This is a genomic window from Methanothermobacter tenebrarum, from assembly GCF_023167465.1.
Taxonomy (GTDB): Archaea; Methanobacteriota; Methanobacteria; order Methanobacteriales; family DSM-23052; genus Methanothermobacter_A; species Methanothermobacter_A tenebrarum.
Map to the genome: position 1 here is coordinate 1,204,331 of NZ_AP025698.1, position 13,284 is coordinate 1,217,614.

Sequence of the window (13,284 nt, forward strand, 5' to 3'; positions counted from 1 at the left end):
ATCTGGGGGAGTGGTTCCCCTTGTATTGCCGGAAGTGTGGAATTAAAAACCATGACACCGCAAAATTTTGTGTTCGTTGCGGAACACCTTTAAAGCCAAAACCAGAAAATGGAATTCCCGATAAAAGAACAGAAATGATACCAGCACCTGGAACCAGAAAGCCTACTTCTAGGGAAGATAAAAGAACTAAGAAAGAAAAAATCTACAAGCTGATAAAAGAGAAAAAATTTTCAGAAATTTTCGAAGACGAACGCCTGAAAAAAGCAATAACCCAGTATGGGCCAAAAAAACTCACAAAGGGGCAGAAAATCCTTATTTACATTGACGCGTTTTGCGAAGGAATTTTCATTGGATTTATCGCTGGGTTAATCATTAGTCTACTCTTCGCCCTGTTCTTAGGACCTTTTGGATTGATTTGGCTACCCATCGCGATCGCCTATGCAACGTACAAGTGTCTTGCAGACGCTGAACTGAACTATAAGTTCAAAATAGGATACAACCAACTAAAAAGAGAAATAGAAGAAGAAGAGTATGGACTGTAATGTTAAAGGGATTGTCAAGGGATATTATGAACTGTTCGAGGGTTATAACAAGCGATTAGATAAGAAGAACGCTAGTAGACACGGCTATCATATCACCTAAGCTTGTGAAGGAAGTAAAGTTTTCCAATGTTCTGATCCAAAGAAGCTACAAATATTAATGACTATGTAGCTTCTGAAAAATCCTCAGATCTGATATAAAAACTATCTAGTGTGATTATAGAAAAATCTCACCTGCTGTAGAAGTGACATGCGTTAAAATCAGAGGCAGAGAATATTAACTCCTCTTTTCATAAGTCCTAAAAGAACAAAAAACATAAGAAATGAACCACCTTCAAACCTCATGCTAACAACCAATACCCATAAAATAAATTAATAAATTAGGAGGAAAAATCCACACGGGATACAACACCAAAAAAACTGTAAACAAAACATAAACCCCCACAAGGTAGCAGGTATTCGGGAATATGAAGGTGACATTATGAATTGGTTTGTTGAAAATGTTTAGGTAAATTAGGATCCAGAAAAAAGCCCCATATTCTGGGCGTATTTCCTCCCCATTGCTTTAATTAAACTTCTTAGGGCGACAAAGGATCCCATTAGAACACTGCTTTTCTTAGTGGGTCTCTTACCCGAATATAATGTTGGCAATCTCCGATATTTAAATAATGTTTACGGAGAATGATAAATTTCTTTTAGAGGTGCTGATAAGTGTTTGTTCAAGAGATTTGAATGATAAGCAAAGGAAAAACTTGCGTAATATCATCTCTCAAAGACACAATAAAATCATACAAATGGATTCCTTGAAGTTTTAATGCCAATGTGGAACCTTTCATTCTCTTAGAAGTTTTTGTTGGTGAAGATTATTGTTTTGAGCATCTTTCTGATGATGCTCTCATTATAGATGTTGGCGCTTATGTTGGAGATACCGCCCTTTACTTTGCCAGCAAAGGATATAATGTCATCGCATTTGAACCAGTCCCAGAGCTTTATAACACAGCAAAGAAAAACCTCGAACTAAACCCAAAACTATCAAAGAAAATCAAACTTATAAATAAAGCCATTTCAGGAAAAAAAGGCACCAGAACTATTAGATATTCCCCAGATGCTTTGAACATATCCCAATTTTATAGTAAACTGGATAAGGAGCAGGTAGTTGAAACAACAACACTCCAGGAAGTATTAGATAACATCCCAGAAGATCAGGAAATCGGACTAAAACTTGATTGTGAAGGCTGTGAATACGAGGCCATAGAAAAAACAAACCTTTCAAGGATAAAAGAAATAATCCTAGAATACCATCCACAGCCAAAAAACAAAACTCCAAAGGACATAACAAACAAACTAAAAAAAGAAAACTTCAAAATCAAAATAATAAAAGGAAACTATGAAATAGGAATAATCCACGCATATCAAGATACACCAAAGTAGAAAACCAATTCAGAGAGCCTAAAAAACAAAAAAAAGTATTCCCCAATTTCAGCTGTTAATCTTAGACCCCCATATCTAAGATCATAAGAAAGCAGATAATAAGCCCTTTTACTCGGCTTCAACAAAAAAACCCAGAATAGACCATTACTTCTTCAACAATACAGGCCCCTCCGAGCAAGACGACTCATACAAGATTAAGACCAATAAATCCACAACCAGTGCCTAGGAAAGCCACCATAATGTGAATTAAGAAGCCCAGGTTTTACAGTGCATGGCCTCCCAAGATTCAGTAAATGTAAGATCTCCGCTCTTTCTGAATTTTTTATTTAATAACAGCTTACTCCACCCCCAGCGTCTGTCATGTTTATTTTAGAATTATTCAGAATGTTTACCAGTATAAGATTCCTATTCCAGCCCATCCTTGATTTACATCGGCAATGAACTCTTCTGATCTAAATTCTCCCTTTATTTCATCCCAAAACCTTGTCACACCCACCTCAGGATAATCCCAGTGCGGTGCTATGTCATGGAAAGCAATAATCCCCCCTTCTCTAACTAAAGGTGAATAAAGTTCAAAATCTCTTTTCACACCTTCATATGAATGGTCACCATCAATAAAAAGAAAATCCAATTTATTCTCACCCAATAATTTTTTAACATCATTTAAAGTTTCAGTTTTATGAGAATCCTTCCTTAAAAGTACAAGTTTCTGGTTTTCACCGGCAAAGGCAGTGTATACTGGGATCTTCCATTCGGGATAACCACCACCAAAATCTCCTCCAGGTAAGTCAATGCTGATTATGGTCGCATCATCTTCTGCTAATTTACAGAAAGAGAAGAGAGAACCTCCATTCGCTGTTCCAATTTCAAGGATATAACGGGGATTCTGCCCCCTGAAAACTTCCAGGAGCTTCAAAAATTCATATTTTACCTGCATTGGCCTTATAAATCCAAAGAAAAAGTTCCATGAGAAATCAAAAACCTCAGATGGAATATCTGAATTAAATGATCGCAAATTATGGATTATATCCCCCCTAAAAAGTCTGGCCACTAATTCAACAGCAACCCCTTTAGAATTGAAAAGTACAGATCCCATCATGATTCAACGATCTAAATGATTTAATATTTAATATTTTTCCTTGTAGCATCTCCCAGTAGCCTCCAACATGATATTCAGGGGACCATTACTTTATGGCTTTTCTTAAGTCTTCTCATGTGATCTGTAAAAGCCCCCACAGTGATCACCAAAAGAGCCAAGTTACAGAGGATTATGGCCCTCAAGATCACCGGATCAAATTCCTCCACCTAAAAAAATAGCCTAGTTGCAGAAGTCCACTGACCACCACGACATAAAATGGTAAAAAAGGGGTCTCAAAGTTCTCTCTATAACTATATGAAAAAAAGGATATAAAATATGGACCTGTTAAGTGATTGGCCTTCGTACTCCTCATATACCTTGCAAGGATCCTTGGCGAGGCCGACTTCGGAAAATACAGCTTTTTAATCTCACTCACCACCCTCCTTGCAACACTCACAGACCTCGGCGTCAACCAGTTACTTGTAAGGGAGAAGGTTCATATGACCGATAATGACCTATATACAGCAGATTTCCCAGATAGATTTCATTGATAGATTGATCTCCCCCTTTGAACTGAAAAACTGAAGATCCTTGAGAAGTTAATGTTATATTATTTATAAGTCCAACGCATATCCTTAGCCGATGTTGCAAGCGCCACAGCATATGTCCGAACATTATCCTAGATTACTCGCCAATGTTAAGATTAGCAACAGAATTTATAGTATACCGGAATTTGCTTTATCTGCTCTGCAAGGCCACAGTTAATATCAACGCCGGCAATTTAGCTCAGATTCCCCATGTACTCGTCGAAAGTCCCCTAGGACCTTCTGGCAACTACAAAGCCGGTAAAATTTACAAGTCTGAGTATCTGAAGGTTGCGGTGAAAATATTGGATTTTATCAATACCACTGAAAGAGCACCAAACTATGCCACAAGTCTTGGCAGAGTACCCTACCAGAGACCCATGTATGCCAAGATCATAAATTTCTGGAAAAACAACAGTAGACTACCCAGCCCACGTGACAATCTAAACTCCACACACCCCCCCACCACTTATTTTTCGAGAAGCCCCCCAATCCTAGGTGTAGGATAGTTTCACATTGTGTGGTGGGAGGGTGAAACATTCTCTCCATAAAAAAACCAAGGTTAGTCCCCAAAAAACTATTTATATTGTCCCATGGAACCTATCACATGAGAGTGTAGATGTCAAAATAAAATCATATTCACCCCCCTAGAATAAAAGGGTTACTCACTTTGTAGATGGTGCAACCTCATCTTCCCAAGGGTATAAACTCGTGGAGTTAGAGGAAAATCCAAAGCTAACACGCCTAAACCAAACTCATTGGGGGTGCTTCACTACTGGAGTAATTATGTGCGGAGGAGGAAAAAGTGTGAGAAGAGACATCCTTTACATCCTAATACTCTTGATACTCACGGATATTAGTATTATAGGTGATATTCCCTTTTTAAGGCAATCCTTGCCATTCCTATTCTTTAGTATGGTTCCCGGTTACCTGCTGGTTAAGGGTCTTGATCTTAAGCCTATTGAGAAGTTTGTCTTGTCTGTTGGGTTGAGTCTTGCCCTTCTCATGTTCACTGGATTTTTCGTGAATAGCCTCTATCCGCTAATCTTAAGACCCTTAAGTTTAGCGCCCCTTTTAGTTTCATTGAACATCCTCATGGTCTTACTATTGTCTATTCACATGAAAAGGGTGGGTGATGCCAGGTTTTCGCTTGAAGGAGACTGGATGAGTATGCTGAATCCGATTGTCCTTTATCCTCTCTTTTTACCTGTTTTAACCGTTCTCGGATCGTATATGATGAACATGTATTCCAATAATCTCATTTTACTTTTCATGCTACTAAGCATACCAGTATACCTTCTCACCCTAACCCTGGAAAAAAAGAAGGTACATCCTATTGTTTATCCTCTCACACTTTACTGTATCGGATTTTCCCTTCTCTCCTTGAACACTCTACCATCTAATTATCTTATCGGAAGGGACATTCACATGGAATATTATTGTTTCAAGAGGAGTTTAATAGACCATCACTGGGATATCCACGACCCTTATCATGGCTATAATAGTTGCTTGAGTCTTACAATATTACCCGCCATTTATAAATACTTGTTAGATGTTCCATCCATCCTCGTGTTTAAGTTTTATTATTGTATCCTTGGGGCTATTGTACCCTTACCCATGTATGTCTTCGCGAGGAGAATCCTTAAAAGTCGAAAACTTGGATTTTATGCTACCTTACTCCTCATGTTCCAATTCGCTTACATTTACATGGGACAATATGTGCGTCAACTTATTGCATTCATTTTCTTCGCGGCGGCCATCATGATCCTAACATCACCAATAAAAGGATCCCATAAAAAGGCCATTTTCATAACATTCATCACCGCCACGGTCTTATCCCATTACACTTCAGCTTATGTCTTCTTCGCGGTTGTGGCATTGCCACCATTTATTATCTGGGCAAGTAAACACCTAAAATGGAAATCCATCCAATGGGATTACAGTAAGAGATTCTCCAATAAAAACCTGGTCCTTCTCTTCTTTTCAATCATCTTTTTATGGTATGCACAAGTCACAGGCCCAACATTCAGAGACACTTTACATGTTATCATCGAAACGTTTAAGAGTATGGCGAATTTCTTCTCCCTTGACCTGAGGAACTATTCAGAACAGGCAGTATTAGGTATAGGCTTGGCCCATTTCCCTAACTTCCTGAGCACTTTCGTCCATGACATTATTTTTGCGATCATCGGCGTGGGAGTCCTAGCATTATCTTTCAAGGAAGAGTATAGGAGAGAATATCAGGTAAATGATGAATACATAGCATCCACTCTTGTTATACTGGCCATCCTTGCATCATTTGTCATTCTACCCTACGTTTCAAAAGCCTATGGGGGTAGGAGACTATTTTCACAGTTACTCGTGATTCTAGCACCTTGTTTCATAATAGGGACAAGATTCATAATAGACCATGCCAAGAAGCTTAAAATACCATTCAAACGAGAAAAGATGCTAAAAGCCACCATTTTAACACTCCTAATCCTAGGATTTATATGTACAAACTATCTAAACTATCACTTCGCAGGCATACCATATTCTTACGCCTATGACACTGGAGAGAGGAGATACGAGACTTTTATCTATGACAGTGAAGTTACAGGCGCAGCATGGTTAAACCTCTATGGCAACAAAACTTCAATGATACACACCGATAGAGTAGGCGACCACAGAATTTTACTAGGCTTCAACAAAGAACCCAGAATAGACCATTGGTTCTTCAACAATACAGGCCCCTTCAATCAAGGCGACTACATATACCTAAGACACCTTAACATAAACGAAGGCCTTATATTCAAGGATACACCCCTCAAACCCCCAATATTCGTTAATGGCACCATTAAAATGCACAATATAGAACCAATAACCAAATACCTCTGGCTACTCAAGGATAAAAGCGTCATATATGACAATGGAGGATCAAAAATACTAATCTAAAAATAACGTTTATCCTATTCAACCATGCATAAACTTTCAACAGAGGACAAGGCTCTCATAGTATCTAAAAATAGCATTTATCCTACCACCACACAGCAAAAGCTCCCAGAAACTCCATAAACAAAAACAATATTTTCAGGGGGCGCCGTAACAGCCCCCCATTTGACCCCATAAGCCACCTTAAAGGTTCTCATCCCATATTGAAAAAAAGGCCTCAATATCTTTCAAAAAAGGATAATATGCATTTACTGAAAGAGCCTCTATTGAATACTCCAACATCCCAAGAAAAAACTACCCCTAATTATGGTGCGGAGTTATTCAAGAGCGAATGGCACATCTAAATTATTGAAAACCTCAAAAAGGTACACTATGAATGCTGAAAAATATGGTAGGGTATGAAAAAGTTCCATAAAGAAAATTCCTCCAATTCCAACAACCAAAAGGATGTCAAACCTTTCTGATAATTAAATTGTTAAAATTGAACTAGTACAAATGTTGAAATACAAACTGATCATCTATAGAATTTGACCTCGCCCCCTTTCAAAGTAATCAAATACAACATACTTAATGCTAAGTGATAATATGAACGAAGTTCAGAGGATAGTTAAAAACATCAGTGTTACAGGACTTGCCCAAGTTTTAACCTCTTTAATGGCCTTCGTACTCTTCATATACCTTGCAAGGATCCTTGGCGAGGCCGACTTCGGAAAATACAGCTTTTCAATCTCACTCACCACACTCCTTGCAACACTCACAGACCTCGGCGTCAACCAGTTACTTGTAAGGGAGATAGCAAGGGATAAAGATCTCTCAGAAAATTACATCAACAACGCAATTATCCTCAAAATGCCCCTAGGAGTAATCACCCTCACAATAGTACCCCTAATCTCATGGTTACTCTCACTCAGCAAAGAGATGACCATACTCCTTTACCTCTTCGGATTCTATAATGTCCTCCTCACAATCTCAGGCACCTACCTCTCACTCTTCCAAGCATGGGAGAGAATGGAATATGTTGCAATCTTCCAGATAATAGAAAGATCCGTGACCGTCACACTTGGACTCGCAGTCCTCTTCATGGGCTATGGAGTCTTTGCTGTTGCCCTTGTCTATGTAGCCGCGGGCGTCCTTGACATCCTCATCGCAGCCTCTATCAGCTTTAAAAGGTTTGTACGTCCATCCTTCAAGTTTGACCCTGCTCTTCAATGGAGGCTCCTCGTGGAGGGCCTGCCCTTCGGTCTTAACTCCCTGTTTGCAATGTTCTTCTTCAAGATAGACACCGTACTCCTAGGGATCCTCAGGGATGATGTTGCTGTTGGTATATACAATGCAGCCTACAACCCCCTCCTGAACCTCAGCATGATAATAGCCGGTATGGTGTCATCAGCAGTTTATCCAGTGATGTCAAGGCAGTTTACTAATGGAGGAGACATTCTTGAAAACTTCACCATGGTATCCTCCAAGTACCTTTCAATCATCAGCTTCCCCATAGCCACCGGGTGCTTGATACTTGCAGACAGGTTCATCTCCCTCTTCTACGGTGGAGGTTACACTGCATCCATAATCGCCTTTCAAATCCTGAGCCTGTTTATACCCATAAGGCTTGTGAGCACCATCACAGGAACCCTTTTAAGTTCAATAAACAGGCAGGGCTTCAGGATGCTCAGCGTGGGCCTGAGCGCTACCCTCAACATCATACTGAACATCATACTCATACCATTATACAGTTACATCGGTGCAAGTATAGCCACCGTGATGTCTGAACTATTCCTCTACATGCTCTTCCTCCACTATATAGGAAGATACTATAAACCTGTAAATGTGAACAGCACATTCAAGAAACCTGCAATTGCATCTGTAATTATGGGAGTGGCCGTGCACCTCATGAAAGACCTGAACCTTCTAATAATGATACTTCTTGCATCCTGTATTTACCTTGGAGTCCTCATCCTCATCAGGACCTTTGATGAAAAAGATAAAATGATACTGATGAAACTTATGGGGAGGAACCATGAAGAATGTTGATGAGATCGGTGACCTATGCACCGGCTGCGGGACATGCGCCGCCATGTGCCCCAGCGAAATAATTGAAATGAATATTAACAAAAAAAAAGGAATATATGAACCCATCATAAAAGGGGAATGTGATGAATGTGGCATCTGCATAAAGGTCTGCCCAGGGGTATCTGTTGATTTCAGTGAACTTAACAAGGAAATATTCGGTTATGAAGGAGAAGACATGCTCATTGGGAACTATAAGGCCTGTTATGTTGCCCATTCAACCAATGAAAAACTCAGATACGATGCATCATCAGGTGGTATGGTAACCCAGATACTCATCCACCTACTTAATAAGGGCATTATCGACGGAGCCCTCGTAACCCATATGAACCCCAAAAAACCCCTTGAACCTGAACCATTCATCGCAAGAACCCCCGCGGAGATCATTGAGGCAGCTGGATCCAAGTACTGCCCGGTACCGGCGAACATAGCCCTCAAAGAGATCCTCAAGAAACCCGGAAGGTACGCTGTTGTAGGTCTGCCCTGCCATATCCAAGGCGTCAGAAAGGCCGAAATAATCAACAGGAAGTTAAAGGAGAGAATAGTATATCACCTAGGAATAGTATGCAACCACACACCATCATTCAAGGCAACAGAATTCCTCCTTGAAAAACTGGGAGTCAACAAAAATGAAGTTAAAAGTATAAAGTATCGTGGTGAGGGATGGCCCGGAAGCCTTAAAATTGAAACAACCACGGGCCAAATACTACTACTACCCGAATATTGGGGATCTGGGTTCGGGCAACTCTTTATACCCCCAAGATGTAGAAGATGCTCTGACCATATGGCCGAATTATCTGACATGTCATTTGCAGACCCCTGGCTACGGGAATTTGAAGGTGAAAGTATAGGAAAAACCTTAATAGTACTCAGGAAGGACATTAAAATACTTGATGACCTTAAGAAGGAGGGACTATGTAACCTTGAACCTATAGAAGCAGAAAAGGTCCTTCTTTCACAATTATACAATATTTACATGAAAAAGAAGATTCATATGATCGATAATGACCTATATAAAGGCAGATTCCCAGAAATTGACCTTATCGACAAATTAATCTCCATTTTTGAACCAGAAAAACTGCGAATTCCCAAAAAACTCATAAAAATATACATGACCCTATACTCCATTCTCGTATCTCTAAAGGCTCGTAAAGATTTCCTCATGTGATTCCAATGGAATCGCAGAATTCCCTTACAAGTTCACCGTTCCTGAGGGCTTTTCTTTTTATTCCTGGTATGACTTTTTCAAGATGCTTCTTTATATCATGTCTATTTTCCCATGCTTCTGATATTTTTGATATCAACAGATCTTCAGTAAGATCCTTAAATTCAATATAATAGTCTTCAAGACCGCAAAGTTTCATGAGTCCCGGAGTTTTTATGCTGTAAGATATCGCCACAACAGGAACACAAGTAGAGAGTGCAGCTATATTTGCATGCATACGGGCTCCAACAAAGAGATCGCATTGCGATATAACACCTTTAAGTTCTTCACTTGAATAATCTTCATTCAAATTAAATACTCTTTTTTTATTTCTAAGTCCATCAAATACCTTCTGGTTTATGACCCTGTCATCATTTAAACCATCAATCGTTACGTGGGCAATAAGTATGACATTGGCTTCATATTTTTCTATTATAGTATCGATTACCTCTGTGATCAATTCTATGTACTCATCGTAACTACCACCACCCCATTCTGCTATTGCATTACTAATAGAAAAACCTATTAAGTTATCATTTTTCATGAAATCATCCAGTAGAGGATTCTTGACATCTTTTTTATCTAATAGGAACGCTGAATCTGCTGTAAGATAAACTGGTCTTTTAATACCAAGTTTATCAATATGATTAAGTGATATTTCATCCCTTACTGTTATAAGGGCTGCTTTATTGAGAATGAATTTTGCTATAGCTATTGTGATACTGCTTTTGAATGGACCCACCGATTCTGCAAAAACAATAAAAGGTTTTTTAAGCAATATTGCTAAGAATAAAGCAAAAAAATGAGTTAAAAATGAGAATAAACCATAATCCTCGGATAAAACGTCCCCACCAGTTGTAACAGCTATATCTGAACTTTTAAGTGCATTTAACTCCTCGTTCCAAGATAATAAAAAATCTACTTTAACAAAATTTGAAAGAATCCGCCAGAGCAAAGCCGATATTAAGATTATGGGTGTGTTTAATGATTCAAAGACCGGAGCTATTAATGCTGTTTTTTTATAGGGTTCTATTTTAGGATTAGAAATAAACTGTTTTGGAATAGATGCTAAGTTTGAAGCATGTTGAACAAAAAAATAGGGATGGTCAAAAATTTGCTCCATAATCTTAACACGAGATAAGATCAATGCTTCAGTTCCTCTATTTAATCTATCAGTAGGCCCCACTACGGTTATTTTGATCAATTTATCACCACCAAATTAGCTTATAGAGAGTCTATAACTTTTTTCAGGTCTTTTTTCATTTTTTTTAGACTGAATTCTTTTTCAGCCATTTTCCTGGCATTTTGACCCATTTTAATTATGTCATTTTTTGAGAGTGATTTGAACTTATTTATGCCTTTTATAATGTTTTCTGGCTGGTTATCTTCTATAACGATTCCGCATTTATACTTTTTAACGAGTTTGGCTGCATCGCCAACGTCCGTTGTGAGTATTGGTTTGCCCATTGCAGCGTATTCAGCAAATTTGGTAGGTGCGGCGACTTCAGTTGATTTATGATAGGGTCTTGGCAGAACAAGTATATCAGAAACTCCATAATATGATTTAACCAAATCTAAATCAACTCTTGGTAAAAACAAAGAGTTATGGTCTCTTTTTTTGTTCTTTGAGAAACCTACAAATAAGAAAAAAACATCGTCATCCCTATAATTTTTACTAGTCTTTATGAGACTATCAACACCTTGCCATTTATCTGCACTCCCAATATATCCACATATTAATTTATCTGGTAAACCTAATTCATCCTTCAGTTTATTTATTTCAGTTTCATTCAAAGGTTGGAAAAAATCAAGGTCAGTTGCGTTAGTCACATAATATAACTTATCCTCTGGGACACCTCTTTGCTTAAGATCATCAATCATCGAATTAGAAACACAAATTATCCTATCAGCAAGCCTAAAATCAAAAAAGGAAATCATCTTATAATAAAGTTTCTTCAAAGGATCCTGATTTAATAAATCCATCTCACTAACTAAATCCCCATGATTATCTAAAATCATTGGAATACCCTGAAGTTTAGATAAAGAACATATAAAAGGGCTCATCGCCAAATTACAAAATATAACATCATAATCGCCAGAATTTACCTTTAAAAAGTGCTTAAGATGTACATTAAGGGGTGAAGACTTAATAACAGAATATTTGAAAGGTGGATTAAACCTTAATTTTTTTCTGGTATAGAAACATAGTTCAATCTCATGACCTAAAGATGATAATATGTCCATATGTTTTTTTATTCGAAACCACAGTGCCTCCTCGTGGAAGGGGGCTCCTAAAATAACGCTTAAAATTTTCATAAATATCACCTTACTATAATCATAAACTCAAAACTTGATCTCAACTCTTATAAGAATAGTGAATAATTTATATAATATAGTTTAAGATGAGTACGCCACCATCATAAATTCTGTTTTTATAAGAGGATATTTCTGTATTCATCTATTCTCTCAACTTTATCCATCTTTAACTTTCCTTTAATAAACCTTGGGGTTGCCAGGGGTGCGTCCAGAAATACAAGGCCCTAACATTCGTCCAACGGAGATAAACATATCCATTTTCAGTTCTTTTATTCTTACTCAATGTTCAATTTGGGATTGGTGTAAAAACTCTTAAGTATCCTTGAAGAACCAAATGTATCCGTGTTTATGGTTTTATTAGCCCCAGGACTGAAAGTCATCTTGCACCAGTAACCTCACTATCATAAATAAATGTTTCATATCGTCTCTCACCTCACTATCATATGCATAAGAATAGGGAATACCAGCAAAGTGATAATTCAAGTATGTGACAGATGAGAAAAGGATTAATAGGAGAACCAGAATTAAAGGTGTATATGGCACTTTACGCCTTAAAATATCCCTTCAACACCAATTATAAATGAAGGCGCCAGGAAAACTAACATTTGTGTGAATAATCTCACCATAACCCTTTGATACAAATGGTAAGATGATAAACAATGCAAGTAGTCCTATTGAAATCATTACACTAACCGTGTATTCCTGATTCACATCATCCCTTCCTTTAAAGATTAAACTTAAAGCCCCGATACCAATCAGGAGGAAAATAAATCATGTATAACCGTACTGAGGAAATTTGGAATCTGTGCTATCCCTATACCCACTACTGAGAGTTCACTGTTATTTCTCATGTCCTCAGAGAAAAAGTTCCCCATGCTTGAGATTGTTCTTTCAAAGAAAGTGATAGCATCTTTAAAAGAAGCTCCCCTTGCCGGGCATGCCATGCAAATATAACCACAAAAAACAGAACAGCTACTGAAGCTCTGAAAAAGTAGCTCTTCTTTGGTTTTCCAATGAACTTTTAAGAACATGAAGGTTAAAATTGCAAACACATAGGCTATTGTGTAATGAGAGAAGACCGTTGATATTATGAATAACAGCTTCTTATATGACCTCTTAAGGCCTGAAATCAACACT

Annotated in this window: 11 protein-coding genes; 7 read left to right on the forward strand and 4 right to left on the reverse strand. The window is 38.1% G+C overall.

The window, feature by feature from the left end; genetic code table 11:
- Positions 1-20 precede the first annotated feature (20 nt).
- Together MTTB_RS06810 and MTTB_RS06815 are read left to right on the forward strand one after the other, a co-directional pair.
- Positions 21-542 carry a zinc-ribbon domain-containing protein gene (locus tag MTTB_RS06810; RefSeq protein WP_248564254.1) on the forward strand — a complete coding sequence of 174 codons (522 nt, stop codon included), beginning with the start codon at positions 21-23 and terminating at the stop codon, positions 540-542.
- A gap of 819 nt (positions 543-1,361) precedes the next feature.
- On the forward strand, positions 1,362-1,970 hold the full coding sequence (locus MTTB_RS06815) for an FkbM family methyltransferase (protein WP_248564255.1): 609 nt from the start codon (positions 1,362-1,364) through the stop codon (positions 1,968-1,970).
- Positions 1,971-2,358: 388 nt separating this feature from the next.
- On the opposite strand, the gene MTTB_RS06820 is transcribed toward MTTB_RS06815, so the two are convergent.
- On the reverse strand, positions 2,359-3,069 hold the full coding sequence (locus MTTB_RS06820; RefSeq protein ID WP_248564256.1) for a class I SAM-dependent methyltransferase: 711 nt from the start codon (positions 3,067-3,069) through the stop codon (positions 2,359-2,361).
- Positions 3,070-3,401: 332 nt separating this feature from the next.
- Here MTTB_RS06820 and MTTB_RS06825 point away from each other — a divergent pair, with 332 nt between their 5' ends.
- The 5 genes from MTTB_RS06825 (at position 3,402) to MTTB_RS06845 (ending at position 9,795) form a co-directional block, all read left to right on the forward strand.
- The gene (locus MTTB_RS06825; protein WP_248564257.1) at positions 3,402-3,599 is read left to right on the forward strand and encodes an oligosaccharide flippase family protein; all 198 of its coding nucleotides are present in this window, start codon (positions 3,402-3,404) and stop codon (positions 3,597-3,599) included.
- 143 nt (positions 3,600-3,742) lie between these two features.
- A complete protein-coding gene (locus MTTB_RS06830) occupies positions 3,743-4,141 on the forward strand; it encodes a pseudomurein-binding repeat-containing protein (protein ID WP_248564258.1) in 399 nt (132 codons plus the stop codon).
- Positions 4,142-4,796: 655 nt separating this feature from the next.
- Complete coding sequence (locus MTTB_RS06835; RefSeq protein ID WP_248564259.1) at positions 4,797-6,566, forward strand: DUF2206 domain-containing protein; 1,770 nt, start codon at positions 4,797-4,799, stop codon at positions 6,564-6,566.
- A 582-nt stretch (positions 6,567-7,148) separates the two neighbouring features.
- Positions 7,149-8,591 carry a flippase gene (locus MTTB_RS06840; RefSeq protein WP_248564260.1) on the forward strand — a complete coding sequence of 481 codons (1,443 nt, stop codon included), beginning with the start codon at positions 7,149-7,151 and terminating at the stop codon, positions 8,589-8,591.
- On the forward strand, positions 8,578-9,795 hold the full coding sequence (locus tag MTTB_RS06845) for a Coenzyme F420 hydrogenase/dehydrogenase, beta subunit C-terminal domain (protein ID WP_248564261.1): 1,218 nt from the start codon (positions 8,578-8,580) through the stop codon (positions 9,793-9,795). Before MTTB_RS06840 ends, MTTB_RS06845 begins: the two co-directional genes overlap by 14 nt.
- Here the strand turns inward: MTTB_RS06845 and MTTB_RS06850 are convergent.
- From MTTB_RS06850 to MTTB_RS08460, 3 genes are all read right to left on the reverse strand, one after another.
- Positions 9,788-11,035: a polysaccharide pyruvyl transferase family protein gene (locus tag MTTB_RS06850; protein ID WP_248564262.1), complete on the reverse strand. Its 1,248-nt coding sequence runs from the start codon at positions 11,033-11,035 to the stop codon at positions 9,788-9,790. The two genes, MTTB_RS06845 and MTTB_RS06850, sit on opposite strands and share 8 nt — an antisense overlap.
- A 20-nt stretch (positions 11,036-11,055) precedes the next feature.
- The gene (locus MTTB_RS06855; protein ID WP_248564263.1) at positions 11,056-12,147 is read right to left on the reverse strand and encodes a glycosyltransferase family 4 protein; all 1,092 of its coding nucleotides are present in this window, start codon (positions 12,145-12,147) and stop codon (positions 11,056-11,058) included.
- Positions 12,148-12,902: 755 nt separating this feature from the next.
- Entirely contained in the window at positions 12,903-13,283 is a 381-nt protein-coding gene (locus MTTB_RS08460; RefSeq protein WP_428343364.1) for a DUF2206 domain-containing protein, read from the reverse strand.
- Position 13,284: the final 1 nt, after the last annotated feature.